This is a genomic window from Lysobacter korlensis (assembly GCF_042434515.1).
This window is the reverse complement of sequence record NZ_JBHLTG010000001.1, coordinates 1,311,048-1,326,748: the sequence shown is the minus strand read 5'-3', so window position 1 is coordinate 1,326,748 and position 15,701 is coordinate 1,311,048. Positions and strand designations below refer to the sequence as shown.

Here is a 15,701-nt window from a genome sequence, read left to right as displayed (position 1 = left end):
GCGACGAAACGGCGACACCCCCAGGCCCTGCAGTCAGCGGAACGTCCGCTGCCAGCTCAGCAGATAGGCGCGGCCGCGGCCCGCGAAGTAGTCCAGGTTGTTGCCGCTGTTGTTGGCCTGCGAGTAATAGCCGACGTACTGCCGGTCGAACAGGTTCTCGACGCCCAGCCCGAACTGCCCCCAGCGCGAGTTCCAGGTCACGCCGAGGTCGGCGATCGTATACCCGTTGAAGTTCTCTTCGAGCGAGGTCAGGCCGTTGTTGATGACGCGGCCTTCGTTGACGTGACGCGAGAACAGGTGCATCGCCTGCAGCCACACGGCCACTGACGGGCTCGCCTGCCAGCGAACCGCGGCGACCGCCTTGTCGGGCCCCTGCGAGCGCGCGCCGAGCGCGAGATCGAGCGGCGCATCTTCTTCGGCCGCGGTTTTGCCGCGGGTGGTCGCGTAAGTCGCGGTAAGCGCCCAGTCCTGGTGGGGCCGCAACTCCCCGGCGAACTCGAAGCCGCTGACCTCGACGGGCACGCGCTGGATCGAGCCCTGCCCCGTGATGCGATCCACACGCACCTGCGAGCCCAGTTCGCTGCGCGAGTCGTACGCCGATGCGGTGAAGCTGCCGAGCGCGCCGGCCCAGGTGATGCCGACCTCGCGATTGTCCGTGACGATCGGCTCGAGCGCGATGAGGTCGCCAACTGACTGCCCTTCGGCACGCACCCCGCGCAGCACCAGCCCGACATCCGGCAGACCGAAGCCTTCGTTGTACGCAGCAAACGCGGACCAGCCGTCGGCGAAGCGCCACACCGCACCGAGGTTGCCGACCCACTGGGTGAACGAGCGGCCGCCGCCGGCCACATCGAAGCGACGGTACGACCCGTTGGACTGCCGGACGGCAAGCGTCGTGTAGTCCTCGACCTCGAGCGTCGCATGCTCGCGACGCGCGCCACCGCGCACGGTGAACGCGCCACTCGTGTACTCGGCCTGCGTGAACAACGCGACGTTCTCGAACTCGAGCGGCGGCACCCAGGTGCGCCCCGTCTGCGCGAGCTGCTGCTCCGACTCGTCCGAAAGCCAGTCGACGCCGACCGTCATTTCCAGCCCGTTGAGGAACAGGTCTGGCCGCACCCACGTCGTGCGCAGCCCGGCCTTGTCGGCAATGATCTCCGACTGGTCGACCAGCGTATTGACCGGCGCGATCGCAGGATCCTGGAACACTCCGAACGTACCCGCACCGTACACGGACTCGAAATCCTGCTTGTACAGCTGCACGTTCGCGGTGCCGCCTGCGAGGTCGGCATGCATCCAGTCCAGCGACGCAGTCTGCACGCGGTTGCGCGGCGGCAGTCCGACCGGCTCGCCGCGTACGGCACTGGTCAGGATGCCGGCGTCGCGATCGCCATCCACGCGCGTCCAATCGCCATCGCCTTCTAGCAGGAAGCGGTTGAACGAGACCTGCACCCGCTGTGCGTCGCTGATATCGAGGCCGACCTTGGCGAACAGATCCGTCGCGGTGGAATCCTGCACGTCGCCCTGCGTGGCCTCGAGCCCCAGGCGGCGGTTCTCGCCGTCTACACCGACGCCGCGCATCGTCGCGCCGACGTAAAGCAATGCGTCGAAGCGCTGCTTGTGCTCGAGCCCGTAGCCGGCCTTCCAGAGCGCGTCATCGCTCTCGCCCTGCGTGCCGTACTTGAGGTCGACCGTGTGGCTCGTGCCCTTGATACGTGGCGTACGCGAGATGTAATTGATGATGCCGCCGGTGGCACCCAGGCCCTGCACTGCCGACGCGCCGCTGACGACTTCGATGCGCTCGATCACCGACGGATCGGCGAAATACCCTTCGCGCGCGCCGTTGCGCAGCGGGTTTGACTGCGGCACGCCATCGAACAGGATCAGCGGCGTGCGGCCACGCAGCGACTCGCCGAACGTCGTGAGCTTCTGTCGCGAGGGCGCATAGCCCGGGATCTGGGTTGCGAGCACCTGGCTCAGGTCTTCGGTGATCTGCAGCTGTGCATCGAGCTCACTACGCGTGATCACGCTGACCGCACCGGGGATCTTGTCGATCGCCTTGGTGCCGCGCGTCGCGGTCACGACGACGCTGTCGAGCGTGCGCGCGTCGGATGCGCCTGCTTCGCGAGCCTCCGTCGTCTCGACAGTCGTTGCAGCCAGCGTTTGCGACGGTGCCATCTGCGCGGATACGGCAGGCGCGGTCAGCGCGGCAACGAGCGCGAGAAACAACGGACACTTGCGGGGCGACATGGAAATCCTTTTGACGGCGCTGGACACCGCCGACGCGGGCGGCGCGGACGGTCGATGCGTAGAAGAGGTAAAGAGGCGCATGACGGCGCGGCCGCGACGAAGGGCGCGCAGCGTAATGCGAGCCATTCTCATTTTCAACCAGCGGGTCCTTAGGCAATACAAGGTGCGCCGGAGCGCACGCCCGATCCGCTCTTGCTGATCGGTTAGACTGCCGCCCCTTCGCGCGGCCCCCGAGGCATGCGCCCTGCTTCGACGGTCGAAACACGCGTGATGACGCCACCCTGATCGCTGGTGAGCAGTCCGCCCTTCGGGGCAGGGGCGCCTGTGCGCCACCTTTTTCCGATATTTCGCGGCCGCGCCGTCGAGCGCCGTCGCCGGGGACCTTGTCTTGATCTCAATCGACCGGCTGCGTCAGGACTGGCTCGGCAACATCCGCGGCGACGTGCTCGCCGGGCTCGTCGTCGCACTCGCGCTCATTCCCGAGGCGATCGCGTTTTCCATCATTGCCGGCGTCGATCCGAAGGTCGGCCTCTACGCGTCGTTCTGCATCGCGGTGGTCATCGCGTTCACCGGCGGCAGGCCCGGCATGATATCGGCCGCGACCGGCGCGATGGCGCTCGTGATGGCCGACCTCGTACGCGATCACGGCCTGCAGTACCTGCTGGCTGCAACGCTGCTGACCGGCGTGTGGCAGATCCTTGCCGGCGTGTTGAAACTCGGCTCGCTGATGCGCTTCGTATCGCGCTCGGTGATCACCGGCTTCGTCAACGCCCTTGCGATTCTGATCTTCATGGCACAGCTGCCCGAGCTGACCGGCGTGAACTGGCAGGTGTATGCGATGACGGCCGCGGGCCTGGCGATCATCTACCTCTTTCCGTATCTCACCCGGTCGGTACCGTCGCCACTGGTCGCGATCGTCGTGCTGACCATCGTCGCAATCACGCTCGGCCTCGACATCCGCACCGTGGGCGACATGGGCGAGCTGCCCGACAGCCTGCCGATCTTCCTGTTGCCGGACGTACCGCTGAATCTCGAAACGCTGCGCATCATCCTGCCGGTCTCGCTCACGCTGGCCGTGGTCGGCCTGCTGGAATCACTGCTGACCGCGCAGATCGTGGACGACCTCACCGACACGCCCAGCAACAAGAACCGCGAGAGCGCGGGCCAGGGCGTGGCGAACATCGCCTCGGGCCTGATCGGCGGCATGGCCGGCTGCGCGATGATCGGGCAGTCGGTGATCAACGTGAAATCAGGTGGGCGTGGGCGGTTGTCGACGCTGGTCGCGGGCGTTGTGCTGCTCATGCTCGTGGTGTTCGCAGGACCGTGGGTGAAGCAGATCCCGATGGCGGCACTCGTCGCGGTCATGATCATGGTCTCGATCGGCACCTTCAGCTGGTCGTCGATCCGCAACCTACGCACGCATCCGAAGAGTTCCAGCATCGTGATGATCGGCACGGTGCTGGTTACCGTGTTCACCCACGACCTCGCCCAGGGCGTGTTGACCGGTGTGCTGCTCTCGGCGCTGTTCTTCGCGCGCAAAGTCGGGCAGCTGCTGCATGTCGAATCCACGCGTGACACGGACGGTAAGGCGCGTACCTATGTTGTGACCGGCCAGGTGTTCTTCGCTTCGGCTGACGCGTTTGCCGGTGCGTTCGACTTCCGCGAAGTGCTCGAGCGCGTGACGATCGACGTGTCACGTGCACACTTCTGGGACCTCAGCGCGGTTGGCGCACTGGACAAGGTCGTGTTGAAGTTCCGCCGCGAAGGCACGAAGGTCGAGGTCATCGGCCTCAACGAAGCCAGCGCGACGATCGTCGACCGGCTCGGTGTGCACGACAAACCCGGTGCTGAGCAGATGCTCGGTGGACATTGAGGAGCCAGAGCGCATGAGTGCCGAACTGATCCATCCGACCGGTCGCGTCGTCGCCGCTGTCGACCTGTCCAGCTACGCGGACAGCGTGGCCGATTTCGCAGCGTGGGCCGCAGCCCGTCTCGGCTCGCCGCTGGAGCTGCTTCACGTGCAGGACCGGCAACACGACGCGGCGGCACGGGACCTCAGCGGCAGCCTGTCGCTGGGTGCGCGCGAAACCCTGCTCGCCGAGCTTGCCTCGCTGGACGAGCGGCGTGCGGTGATCGCGCAGCAGCAGGGGCGCGCATTGCTCGACGCGCTGCGCGAGCGCGCTGCCGGGCATGGCGTTGATGCAACGCTTCGCCACCTCCACGGCGGCCTCGTCGAATCCCTGCTCGACCTCGAGGCGGGCACGCGCCTGTTCGTGATCGGCAAGCGCGGCGAGCATGCGGACTTCGCGGCCGGGCACCTCGGCAGCAATCTCGAACGCGTCGTGCGTGCGGTGCACCGGCCGGTGCTGGTCGCGTCGCGCGCGTTCCGCCCGGTCGCCCGCTTCATGATCGCGTTCGACGGCAGCGCCACCACGCGCCGCTGCGTGGAGATGGTCTGCGCAAGCCCACTGCTGAAGGGGCTGGACTGCCACGTGCTGATGGTGGGCGCGCCCGATGACGCGCAGCAGGCGCACCTGCAATGGGCGCAGACCACGCTGCGTGACGCCGGCTTCGATGCGCAGCTTCATGCCGCCCAGGGCAGCGCGGATACCGTGATTGCAGCGCAGGCCGATGCGCTGGCCATCGACCTGCTGGTGATGGGTGCGTACGGCCATTCGCGCATCCGCGCGATGATCGTCGGCAGCACGACGACGCAGGTGCTGCGCCACTGCCCGATCCCGGTGTTGCTGCTGCGCTGAGGGATGCGCCGCGACTGACGACAGTCAGCGCCAGCCCGCCTCGCGCGCCTGGCGTTCGGCTTCGGCGTCGAAGACCTCGTCCTGCAGGCGTGCATCGATCGCCGCCTGCACCTCCGGCGACATTGCGCTCGATGCCTGGCGCAGTTCACCGTCTGCGCCCTCGACAGGCCGTGCGAGCACCGGCAACGACCAGCGCTCCCCTTCGCGGCACGCAAGGCCGGCAAGCCCGGGCTGCGCACGGTGGACGAAGCTGCGACAGATGCGGCCGTCGGCATCGCGGAAGCTCAGGCCGATGGCGACCTGCGCGACCGCTGCGGGTTCGCTGGCCAGTGCCTGGTCGAGTCCGCGTTCCAGCTCGCCCCGTGCGATCAGCGTGCCGTCCTGCACCTGTACCGGCCCCGTGCCCGGGCGCAGCCACAGACTGACCGCGAGCACGGCGAGCGATGCGGCCAGCGCGTAGACGGGCGTGCCCCAGCGGGCTTTGCTCATCGCGGTCCGGGGTCGCGCTGTGAGCGGAACGATGTTGGCGGCGGCCGGTTTGCGCTCGCCTGTCGCGGCGGCGGAGTCTACGGAACTGCCGCCCTGATCAATCGCATCGCGGCCGCTCCTGCCTGCCGCGAAGGCGCCGCCACGCACAGGCGTACTCGCGGCGCCTCCCAGCAACTCCGCAAACCGCGCCGGCACCGGCTCGTCCAGCACCGGATCGAACTCGGCACGCAGCCGCTCGCGCAGTCGTCGCTCACGCGACGCCTGCGCGGCAAGCACGGGGTCGGCCGCGACCGCCGCCGCCACGCGCGCGGCATCGCTCGGCGCAAGTTCGCCGTCGATCCAGGCCTGCAGTTCGTGCTCGTCGATCGTGCTCATCATTCCTCGCCCAACAGGGCCTGCAGCGCAGCGCGCGCACGCGCCAGGCGGCTGGTCACGGTGCCGACCGGAACCTCCAGCAGGTCCGCGGTCTCGCGGTATGACAGCCCTTCAACCAGCACCAGGGCCACCACCTCGCGTTGTTCGTCCGGCAGCCGCGTCATCGCCGCTGCCACCGACATCGCCTGCACGCGCCGCTCGGCCGACTCCTCGCCGACCGCCTCCCCGGCCTCCTCCGGCGCGAACACGCGCTGGCGGCGGCTGCGGGAGCGCAGCTCGTCGAGCCAGGCATTGCGGAGAATCCCGAATACCCAGGCGTCAAGCCGCGCGTCGGGCCGCCACTGGTCCGCGCGCGCAAGCGCACGTTCCAGCGCGACCTGGACGAGGTCGTCGGCATCGGCGGCCTGACCGGCGAGCGTCCGCGCCAGGCGACGCAGGCGCGGCAGCAGCTCGATCAATCCGTCGCGGACGGCATTACTCGAATCCACGCGTTAGAGGTTCCTACGTTCGAGGAAGGCGTTTTGTTCCATCGCCCGCTGCAGTCCGGCGCTGGCGCGCGGTAAAGCGGGCCGATGCTAGCATCCGGCTCTTCCGGTCCAGCCTGCCCTTCGATGCGCCCGAACCGCCTGATGCTGCTGGGATGTCTGTCGACGCTACTCGTGGCGCACGCGGCCGGCGCGCAGGCCCTGGGTGGGAGACCGGGCCTGCCTGCCTTGCCGACGGGCGTGCCTTCGCTGCCGACACAGGCGGCGACCGCCGCATTGGACCGCACGTTGTCCGACCCACGCATGCAGGCCCCACTGGCACAGCTGCGCCGGCTGCAGATCCGCGACCTCGTGCGAACGCACCGCGCGCGCGTCGACCTCGACCTGCAGGGCGAGCCGGTCCTGCGTGGTGAATTCCTGATGCTCGGCGCGGCTCCGGATGCGATCGACGCGTTGCGGGCGGCAGGTTTCGAACTCGCACCCGGTGCAGCCACAGATAACGCGCTGGACCTCGACATCGCCGTCGTGCGCGACACGCGCGGCCGGCGCGCGACACGCGCGATGCGCGATCTGCAACGCGCGGCGCCAGAGGCGACGTTCGCGTTCCAGCACATCTACCTGCAGGCCGCGCCTGTTGCAGCAGCGACAGTCGCAGCGACGGGCGCGTCCGCGGTTTCGGGCGCGGTACGCATCGGCCTGATCGATGGCGGCGTGGATGCCGCACATCCGGCGCTTGCCGGCGTGCGCATCAAACGGCACGGCTGCGGCGGGGCAGCGAAACCGCAGCCGCACGGCACCGCGGTGGCCACGCGACTGGCCGCGCGCGGTACCGAGCTTTACGCGGCTGATCTGTGGTGCGGCGATCCAGTCGGCCAAGCGACGCTCGGTCTCGTGCAGGCACTGGCCTGGATGTCACGCGAGCGGGTACCGGTGGTGAACATCAGCCTTGTCGGGCCGGACAATCCGGTGCTCGCGCGCGCCGTGCAGTCGATGCTCGCGCGTGGCCATGTGCTGGTCGCCGCGGTCGGCAATGACGGGCCCGCCGCACCGCCGCTGTTTCCCGCCGCCTACGCGGGAGTAATCGCGGTGAGCGGCGTGGACGCGAAGCAGCGGGTGCTCCCCGAATCCGGCAGCGGTCCGCATGTGGATTTCAGCGCCACAGGCGTACTCGGCGAAGGCCCGCGAGCGATGCGCGGAACGTCGTTCGCGGCCCCGGTGGTCGCGCGGCTGGCGGCCGAGTCGCTGTCGGCACCTGATCCGGCCGCGGCCACCCACGTGCAGCGCGCGCTCGCCGCGCGTGCGCGCGATCTCGGCAAACCCGGCCGCGACCCGCGCTATGGCGACGGGCTGATCGATCCGCTTCGCTGAACGAAGCCCAACCGTAACCGGCTGCCGGGCGGATGGCATGGAAGAACCCGGCGCGCCGGTTCGTAGAGGTCTTCAAGACGCCGCGGATGGTCCGTGGCACCGGAGACCGACATGCGCAACAAGACCCTCATCAATACCCTCCTCGCCACTGCCGTCGCCATCGCGCTCCCCGCGCAGGCGCAGCTCCTCGGCGGCGGCGGTTCGATCGGTGGCGGCCTGACCGGGGGCCTCAATTCGACGGTCGGCCGTATCGGCGGCCAGGCCGGTGGCTCGATCGGCGGCGCCGGCCGTATCGACGCGTCGCAGCTGCGCGTCGAAGAGCGGGCCCAGCGCCTGCGGGAGCGCACCGAAGCCACGCAGCGCCGCGCCGTCGGCCTGACCGAGGACCTAAGCGGCCGCGCGGCGCAGACCGCCGGCTCGGTCAGCGCACAGGGCAGCGGGCGCGGCGAAGCTGCGCTCGGCCTGGGCCGTGGTGGCGCATCGCTGCTGGGCAGCGGCGAAGGCGCGGCGGCCCTTGGCGGCGCGGGGTCGCTCGACGGCGCGGTTGATGCGGCCGGCAGCGCGACCGGCGCACTGCGCTCGGCACGCGAACGCGCCGCGACGAACGGCCAGCGTGGCCTCGACGTCGCGGGCGAAGCGGTGGGCAGCGCGCGTACTGCAGCCGACGTCACGGGCGCCCGCGCCGGTAGCATGAGCCGCGGGGCAGCGGCCGCAGGCCTTGAAACGGCTGCCAATGCGCGCGGCATGGCCGAGGGCGGTGCGTCGGTCTCGTCGCAGCGCGGCGCCAGCGCTCTGGACGCTGCGGGCGCGGCTGCGGGCTCGCTGCAGTCGGCAGGCGCCGCCCAATCCGATCCGGTCGCTGGCGAAACGCCGCGTCGCCCGGGCCTGCTCGACCGCATGCGCGGCCGCATCAGCCCGGTCAACGCGGACGGCGCGGCAGAAGGTGCAGCCGGCCTGGCGGGGTCGATCGGCGCCGGGCGTTCGGACTCGGAGGCTGAAGGCGCCGCCGGCAAGGACGGCCAGCCGCGCCGCACCCGCGCCGACGCCGATGTGCGCGGTGACGCCGGCGCCGAGGCCAGCGCCTCGCCGCGTAGCGGAGTGTCGGCCCGCGGCAATGCCTCGGCTGGCGCAAAGGCCCGCGCATCGAACGACTGACCGGACGAGCGACGACGCGGCGTCCCGCGTTCCGGGTGTCACGGAGCGCGGGAAGTTCAAACCTCTCGGCCACAAAAAAGCCGCCCTAGGGCGGCTTTTTTGTCAGGCCTTTCGCGACTTACGCGAAGGGATCGCGCAGCACCATCGTATGCGCGCGGTCCGGACCGGTCGACACGATCGCAAGCGGGCAGCCCGCAAGCTCCTCGAGCGCGCGCAGGTACGCGCGTGCAGCGGCCGGCAGCTTGTCCCACTCGGTGATGCCGTGGGTGTTCTCGTCCCAGCCCGGGAACTCGAGGTACACCGGCGTGCACTCTTCCCAACCGGCCGCGTCCAGCGGCGCGTACTCGGTGCGCTTGCCGCGGTATTCGTACGCGATGCAGATCTTCAGCTTCTCCATGCCGTCAAGCACGTCGAGCTTGGTAATGCACAGGCCGGTGATGCCGTTGATCGCCACCGCGCGCTTGAGCGCGACGATGTCCATCCAGCCGCAGCGACGCGGGCGACCGGTAGTCGCGCCGTATTCCTGGCCGCGATCACGCAGGCCCTGGCCAACCTCATCGTCGAGTTCGGTCGGGAACGGACCACCACCCACGCGCGTCGCGTACGCCTTCGCGATGCCCAGCACGTAGTCGATCGCGTTCGCGCCGACGCCCGAGCCCGCCATCGCGCCGCCGATCGTCGTGTTGCTCGAGGTCACGTACGGGTAGGTGCCGTGGTCGATGTCGAGCAGCGAGCCCTGCGCGCCTTCGAACATCACGCGCTTACCCTGCTTGCGCAGCTCGTGCAGGATGCCGGCGACGTCGGCCTTCATCGGCTCGACGTATTCGCCGAATGCGAGCGCTTCGTCATAGGTCTGCTGGAAGTCGACCGCATCGACGCCGAGGTATTTCGTCAGCACGAAGTTGTGATAGTCCAGCGCGGTACGCAGCTTCTCGGCCAGCTGGTCTGGGTAATGCAAATCGGCCACGCGGATGCCGCGACGCGCCACCTTGTCCTCGTACGCCGGGCCGATGCCGCGCCCGGTCGTGCCGATCGCCTTGCCGCCGGCGGCCTTCTCGCGCGCCTGATCGAGTGCGATGTGGTACGGCATGATCAGCGGCGTGGCCGGGCTGATCTTCAGGCGCGAACGCACCTCGACGCCGTTGCCTTCGAGCTCGGCGATTTCCTTCTGCAGCGCACCGGGATGCAGCACGACGCCGTTGCCGATCAGGCAGAGCGCATCCGGGCGCAGGATGCCGGACGGAATCAGGTGCAGGACGGTCTTCTTGCCGCCGATGACGAGCGTGTGGCCGGCGTTGTGGCCGCCCTGGAAGCGCACGACCGCGCCGATGTTCTCGGTCAGCAGGTCGACGATCTTGCCCTTGCCCTCATCGCCCCACTGGGCGCCCAACACCACGACTGACTGACCCATCTGTTTGCTGCTCCGGAACTTGTTTGGCGGCGGCGCCGGCCGACGAAGCGGGCGTCCGTCAACGGCGATGGCGGCGGTCGGCGCAGGCACCGGACCCCAGACACGGAAAAAGCCGGACGGATCACCCGGCCGGCTTTTGCGCATTATCCGGGTTTTGCCCCTGCAAGGCCACCTCGACCTGCGGGGCGCCCACCCGTGCCTATATCCACCGTCGGCCGATCAGCCCCGCACGAGGAAAAGCGACAGCAACCCGAGCACGACGACAACCATTCCAAACATGCGCAACCGCGCGTTAGGAAGCGCATACAACTGCTCAGCCGCGCGCTTCCAGCCACCGGGGGCGACGAACAGGAACAACCCCTCCAGCACCGCGACCAGCGCGAGCGCCGACAACAGCTCGTTCATCGCGATCTCAGCGGTCGGACTTCATGTACTGCAGGAACGGGTCGTCGCGGTCGAGCACGATCACTGCTTCGCCATCGTCGAACGAGTTGCGGTACGCCTCGAGGCTGCGCTGGAACGCGAAGAAGCTGGGGTCACGATTCGCTGCCTGCGCGTAGAGCTTGGCCGCCTCGGCGTCGCCCTGACCGCGCATCTTCTGCGCGTCGCGCTCGGCCTCGGCCAGCAGCACCGCGCGGTCGCGGTCAGCGCCGGCGCGGATCGTCTGCGCAAGCTCGACGCCTTCGGCGCGCAGCTGGCTGGCGACCTGCAGGCGCTGGCTGCGCATCTGGTCGTACACCGACTTCAACACGTTGCTGTCCTGCGGCAGATCGATGCGCTTGATGCGGATGTCGACGATCTCGACACCGAGCGTCGCCGCACCGCGGTTGATCGCATCGATCTGCTTGCCAACCACGGTCGCGCGGTCGCCGGACACGACCTGGCGCAGCGTCAGCGAGTTGATCTCGTTGCGCAGCGAGTCCTTGATGATCGGTGCCAGACGCTGCACCGCTACGTTCTCGTCGCCACCGGTGGCACGATAGAACGCCTTGAGGTCCTCCACGCGACCGAGCGCGAAGAAGTCCACGCTCACGTCCTGCTTGTCGGCGCTGAGATAGCGCTCGGGCTCGGACTCGAGCACCTGCAGGCGGCGGTCGAACACGCGCGCCGTCTCGACCAGCGGCCACTTGAAGTGCAGGCCGGGCTCGACTTCGGTACGGACCAGGCGTCCGAGGTTGAGCACGATCGCGCCCTGCCCTTCGCTGACGACGAACATCGACCCCATCAACGCGAACAGGGCGGCGACCGCAAGCGCGATCCACATCTGGACTCTCATCGGCTCGACTCCTCTCGGCCGCTCGGACGCGACGTACGCCCGGTGCGGGTGGCAGGCTCGTTCGTGGTGACCGGATCGAGCAGTTCGGGGTTCGCGAGCGGCGCTGCCTCGGCGCGACGCGCACCCGCATCCGCCTTCGGGTCAGGCATCGGCACGTAGATCAGCTGGCGCGAATCGCCGCCGACCACCTTGCGGTTTTCTGACAGCACCTGCTCGACGGTATCCAGCCACAGGCGCTTGCGGGTCACGTCCGGCGCCTGCTTGTACTGCTCGACCAGCAGCGTGAAGCGTTCGGCGTCACCCTGCGCTCGCGCGACCGTCGAGGTCCGATAGCCCTCGGCCGCCGTGCGGATGCGTGCCGCTTCGCCGCGCGCCTCGGGCACGACCTGCTTCGCGTAGGCCTGGGCCTGGTTGATCGCGGTGTTCTTGTCCTGGCTGGCGCGCTGCGCTTCGTCGAATGCGTCCTTCACTTCTTCCGGCGGACGCGCATTCGGCAGATTGAGTTCGGTGACGACCAGGCCCGTGCGGTACGCGCGAAGCAGGCTCTGCAGGCGCTCGCGCACCGTGACCGTCAGCGCGCTGCGTGCACCGAGCACCGAGTCCAGGTCCGACCGGCCGACGAGTTCGCGAACGGCGCTTTGCGTCGCCTGCTGCAGCACCGTATCGGCATTGCGCGAACCGAACAGGTAACGCACCGGATCGCCGATGCGGTACTGCACGTTGACTTCGACGTCGACCATGTTGCCGTCGCGCGTCAGCACGGGCACGTTCTCGGTGTAGGCCTTGCTCTGGGTCGCGTTGACCTTGACCACGCGCTCGATCGGCCACGGCGCCTTGATGTGCGGGCCGGGCTGTAGCACGCGGGCGAAGTTGCCGAAACGCAGCACGACGCCGCGCTCCTGCTCGGTCACCAGAACGAAGCTGTTGAACAGCAGCCAGAGCCCGAAAACGATGCCGGCCCACCGCCAGACGTTGTTGCCGCCGCCGTCGCCGAACAGGCCGCGCAATGCGTCCAGACGCCCGGCGAGCCCGTCGCGGTCGCGACGCGGCGGGCGGCCGTCGGAATTGTCACTGCCAGGGGTGTTCCAGGCCATGCCTGCTCCTAGGTTGTAATGCGTGCGGGCATCCGCGCCGCGCAGGTGTGAAACCTGTGGATGCAGGTTCGCAACGAACCTTGCGACGGATCGCCGCAAGGCCCGGTGATTCTAGGTGGGGGTCCCGGCTGCCTCAAGCGAGGCCGGCGTCTTCCGCAGGCGGCGGGACCAACGATTGCAGCGCATCACCGTGCGCCTGCGCGAACAGGCGCTGCGCATCGGCCTCGGCCATGTCGACTTCGAGCAGCCAGCCGTCATCGTCGGCGCGTTCGGCGCGCACGGCCCCGAGCTCGTGCAGCTGCGCGCGCAGCCGCGCAGCCCGTGCCGGCAGCCGGACTTCGCCAGCGACGTGTCGCAGCTCCAGCGCTTCGCCGACCGCTTCGCGCAGCAGGTCCATGCCCACGCCATCGCGCGCCGACAACCACACGCGATGCCGGCCTTCGGCAGGCCGATCGCGTCGTGGCTCCATCGCCGCGCCCGCTCCCGCGTCGCCGTCGCCCGCGGCCGCATCGTCAGGCGCCTCGTCGTCAGCCGTGGGTTCGCCCAGGCGGTCGATCTTGTTGAACACGAGCAACTGGGGGATCTCACCCGCACCGATTTCAGCGAGCACCGCGTCGACCTGGGCGATGCGCTCATCGCGCAGTGGGTCGGAAGCGTCGACCACGTGAACGAGCAGGTCCGCCTCACGCGCCTCCGACAGCGTGGAGCGGAACGCTGCCACGAGGTCGTGCGGCAGGTCGCGGACGAATCCGACGGTATCGGCGAGCACGACGCCACCGCCAGGCAGCTCGATGCGGCGAACGGTCGGATCAAGCGTCGCGAACAGCTGGTCCGCCGCATAGGCTTCAGCGCCGGTCAGCGCGTTGAACAGGGTGGACTTGCCCGCGTTGGTGTATCCGACAAGCGCCACGCGCGGCAGTTCACTGCGCACGCGCGCGCGCCGCATCTGGGTGCGCTGCACCTCGACTTTCTCGAGCCTGCGCTGCAGCTGTTCCAGCCGCTTCTGGAGCAGCCGGCGGTCGGTCTCGAGCTGGGTTTCACCCGGGCCCCGCAGGCCGATCGAGCCACCGCGCTGTCGCTCAAGGTGGGTCCAGCCGCGCACGAGCCGCGTCGCCATGTGGCGCAGCTGGGCCAGTTCGACCTGCAGCTTGCCTTCATGACTGCGCGCACGCTGCGCGAAGATATCGAGGATGAGGCCGGTACGGTCGACGACGCGCCGCTGCAGCAGCTTCTCGAGGTTGCGCTCCTGGCCCGGCGACAACGGGTGGTTGACGAGAATGAGGTCGGCACCGGTCGCCTCCGCGGCCGCCTTGACCTCTTCCAACTTGCCGCTGCCGATCAGCATCGCGGCGTTCGGCCGATCGATGCGGGCGGTCAGCGTCGCGGCGACGGTCGCGCCCGCCGAACGCGCGAGGTCGCCGAATTCCTCCAGCAGGCCTTCATCCGGCGGCCCGCCGGCGTGGGGCTGGATCAGCAGTGCGGTTTCACCCTTGCGGGAACGCTCGAACAAGTAGCTTCAGCTCCGGCCGTTGACGCGGCCATGGGATTCCTGCCGGAGAGATGCGGGCGCCCGGAGCGGAATCAAGTCAGGCGTCGCTGGGGGACGGCCCGGATTCCTCGTCGCTCTCGCCATTCTCGTGGGCCGCCTGTACATAGCCGCCGCCCGGACCGACGCGCACGTTGCGTGCAGGCACCACGGTCGAGATCGCGTGCTTGTAGACCATCTGACTGACGGTGTTGCGCAGCAGGACGACGAACTGATCGAACGACTCGATCGTGCCCTGCAGCTTGATGCCGTTCACAAGGTAGACCGACACCGGCACGCGCTCGCGGCGCAGTGCGTTCAGGAATGGGTCCTGCAAGGATTGCCCCTTCGACATTCGAATTCCCCAGCTGTTCTAGTTATAGGTGTGCCAGACAAAACACCCGCTTCGCGGGATCACCGGGCGCTGTCCCCCGCAGCGGCGATAGGCCGATGGTAACGCAACTGCCGCTGAATCCATCCGCGCGGATGCACGGTTTGGCGAACGCAGTCACGCGTCGCGCAATCGGTTTGCGCAGGTGTGTGCGCGGCAGGTGTTACTGCCGACCAACGAACAGTTCGAGCGCGGCGTCCAACTCGTGGCGCTGGGTGGACGGATCGAACCAGCGCAGGTCCAGCTGGCCGCGCAACCAGGTGAGCTGGCGCTTGGCGAGCTGGCGAGTGGCGTAAATGCCGCGGTCGCGGAACTCGTTGAAGCCGACCCGCCCCTCGAGGTGCTCCCAGGCCTGCCGGTATCCGACCGCGCGCACTGCCGGCAGGTCCAACGGCGCGGGGTGCGTCGCGAGCGGGGGCAGCGCGCGCAGTGCCCGCACTTCGTCGAGGAATCCGGCGTTGAGCATCGCGTCGAAGCGCGCCTCGATGCGCGCATGCAGCACCTCACGCGCGGCCGGTGCGAGCGCGAGTTTGAGCACACGGTACGGCAGCCGCGTAACGGGCGCGGCGGCCCGCCACTGGCTGATCGTCCGACCCGACAGACGATAGACCTCCAGCGCGCGCTGGATTCGCTGCGCGTCGGTGGCATGGATTCGGGCAGCGGCCGTGGGGTCGAGCGCGGCCAGTTCGGCGTGCAGCGCAGCCCAGCCGCGGTCGGCGGCTTCGCGCTCAATGGCCGCGCGCGTCGCCGCATCGGCTTCGGGCATGTCGGACAGGCCGTGCAGCAGGGCGTGGAAATACAGGCCGGTACCGCCGGCGAGGATCGGCCAGCGCCCCCGGGCAGCGATGTCGTCCATGGCGCGACGCGCGTCAGCCGCGAACTCTGCCGCCGAGTACGGCTGCCACGGGTCGCAAATATCGATCAGGTGGTGCGGCACTGCAGCGCGCTCGGCCGACGTGGGCTTGGCCGAGCCGATGTCCAGACCACGGTAGACCAGCGCCGAATCGACGCTGACGATCTCGCCACCGAGCCGCTGCGCCCATTCGAGCGCGAGCGCGGTCTTGCCCGATGCCGTCGGGCCCATCAGCGCGATCGCGCGCGGCCGGAGGTCCGCACTCATTCG

The 15,701-nt window shown here is 69.0% G+C and carries 14 protein-coding genes; 4 read left to right on the top strand and 10 right to left on the bottom strand.

Annotated elements, in window-relative coordinates; translation table 11 throughout:
- Positions 1-33: 33 nt before the first annotated feature.
- Positions 34-2,250 (bottom strand): TonB-dependent receptor, encoded by a 2,217-nt coding sequence (locus tag ACFFGH_RS06065; RefSeq protein WP_386665882.1) that lies wholly within the window; start codon positions 2,248-2,250, stop codon positions 34-36.
- Between the two features lie 406 nt (positions 2,251-2,656).
- On the opposite strand from ACFFGH_RS06065, the gene ACFFGH_RS06060 reads away from it, so the two are divergent.
- Positions 2,657-4,123: a SulP family inorganic anion transporter gene (locus ACFFGH_RS06060; protein WP_446686148.1), complete on the top strand. Its 1,467-nt coding sequence runs from the start codon at positions 2,657-2,659 to the stop codon at positions 4,121-4,123.
- 13 nt (positions 4,124-4,136) lie between these two features.
- Positions 4,137-5,009, top strand: coding sequence for a universal stress protein (locus ACFFGH_RS06055; RefSeq protein ID WP_386665880.1), 873 nt, complete (start codon positions 4,137-4,139; stop codon positions 5,007-5,009).
- A gap of 24 nt (positions 5,010-5,033) precedes the next feature.
- Here ACFFGH_RS06055 and ACFFGH_RS06050 read toward each other — a convergent pair whose 3' ends face one another.
- Positions 5,034-5,873, bottom strand: coding sequence for a hypothetical protein (locus tag ACFFGH_RS06050; protein WP_386665877.1), 840 nt, complete (start codon positions 5,871-5,873; stop codon positions 5,034-5,036).
- Positions 5,873-6,361 (bottom strand): RNA polymerase sigma factor, encoded by a 489-nt coding sequence (locus ACFFGH_RS06045; RefSeq protein WP_386665874.1) that lies wholly within the window; start codon positions 6,359-6,361, stop codon positions 5,873-5,875. Before ACFFGH_RS06045 ends, ACFFGH_RS06050 begins: the two co-directional genes overlap by 1 nt.
- Positions 6,362-6,484: 123 nt before the next feature.
- Between ACFFGH_RS06045 and ACFFGH_RS06040 the strand changes: the two genes are divergently transcribed.
- Together ACFFGH_RS06040 and ACFFGH_RS06035 are read left to right on the top strand one after the other, a co-directional pair.
- Positions 6,485-7,726 carry a S8 family serine peptidase gene (locus ACFFGH_RS06040; protein WP_386665872.1) on the top strand — a complete coding sequence of 414 codons (1,242 nt, stop codon included), beginning with the start codon at positions 6,485-6,487 and terminating at the stop codon, positions 7,724-7,726.
- 111 nt (positions 7,727-7,837) lie between these two features.
- On the top strand, positions 7,838-8,881 hold the full coding sequence (locus ACFFGH_RS06035; RefSeq protein WP_386665868.1) for a hypothetical protein: 1,044 nt from the start codon (positions 7,838-7,840) through the stop codon (positions 8,879-8,881).
- 118 nt (positions 8,882-8,999) lie between these two features.
- Here the strand turns inward: ACFFGH_RS06035 and ACFFGH_RS06030 are convergent, their stop codons facing one another.
- From ACFFGH_RS06030 to miaA, 7 genes are all read right to left on the bottom strand, one after another.
- Positions 9,000-10,292 carry an adenylosuccinate synthase gene (locus ACFFGH_RS06030; RefSeq protein ID WP_386665865.1) on the bottom strand — a complete coding sequence of 431 codons (1,293 nt, stop codon included), beginning with the start codon at positions 10,290-10,292 and terminating at the stop codon, positions 9,000-9,002.
- 219 nt (positions 10,293-10,511) lie between these two features.
- Positions 10,512-10,697: a DUF2065 domain-containing protein gene (locus ACFFGH_RS06025; RefSeq protein WP_386665862.1), complete on the bottom strand. Its 186-nt coding sequence runs from the start codon at positions 10,695-10,697 to the stop codon at positions 10,512-10,514.
- A gap of 7 nt (positions 10,698-10,704) precedes the next feature.
- The gene (gene hflC, locus ACFFGH_RS06020) at positions 10,705-11,568 is read right to left on the bottom strand and encodes a protease modulator HflC (RefSeq protein WP_386665858.1); all 864 of its coding nucleotides are present in this window, start codon (positions 11,566-11,568) and stop codon (positions 10,705-10,707) included.
- Positions 11,565-12,662 (bottom strand): FtsH protease activity modulator HflK, encoded by a 1,098-nt coding sequence (hflK, locus tag ACFFGH_RS06015; protein WP_386665855.1) that lies wholly within the window; start codon positions 12,660-12,662, stop codon positions 11,565-11,567. The genes hflC and hflK overlap by 4 nt, the downstream gene beginning before the upstream one ends.
- A gap of 133 nt (positions 12,663-12,795) precedes the next feature.
- Complete coding sequence (gene hflX, locus ACFFGH_RS06010) at positions 12,796-14,172, bottom strand: ribosome rescue GTPase HflX (RefSeq protein WP_386665852.1); 1,377 nt, start codon at positions 14,170-14,172, stop codon at positions 12,796-12,798.
- 76 nt (positions 14,173-14,248) lie between these two features.
- Complete coding sequence (gene hfq, locus ACFFGH_RS06005; RefSeq protein ID WP_386665850.1) at positions 14,249-14,542, bottom strand: RNA chaperone Hfq; 294 nt, start codon at positions 14,540-14,542, stop codon at positions 14,249-14,251.
- A gap of 199 nt (positions 14,543-14,741) precedes the next feature.
- Positions 14,742-15,698 (bottom strand): tRNA (adenosine(37)-N6)-dimethylallyltransferase MiaA, encoded by a 957-nt coding sequence (gene miaA / locus ACFFGH_RS06000; protein WP_386665847.1) that lies wholly within the window; start codon positions 15,696-15,698, stop codon positions 14,742-14,744.
- Between the last annotated feature and the right edge of the window lie 3 nt (positions 15,699-15,701).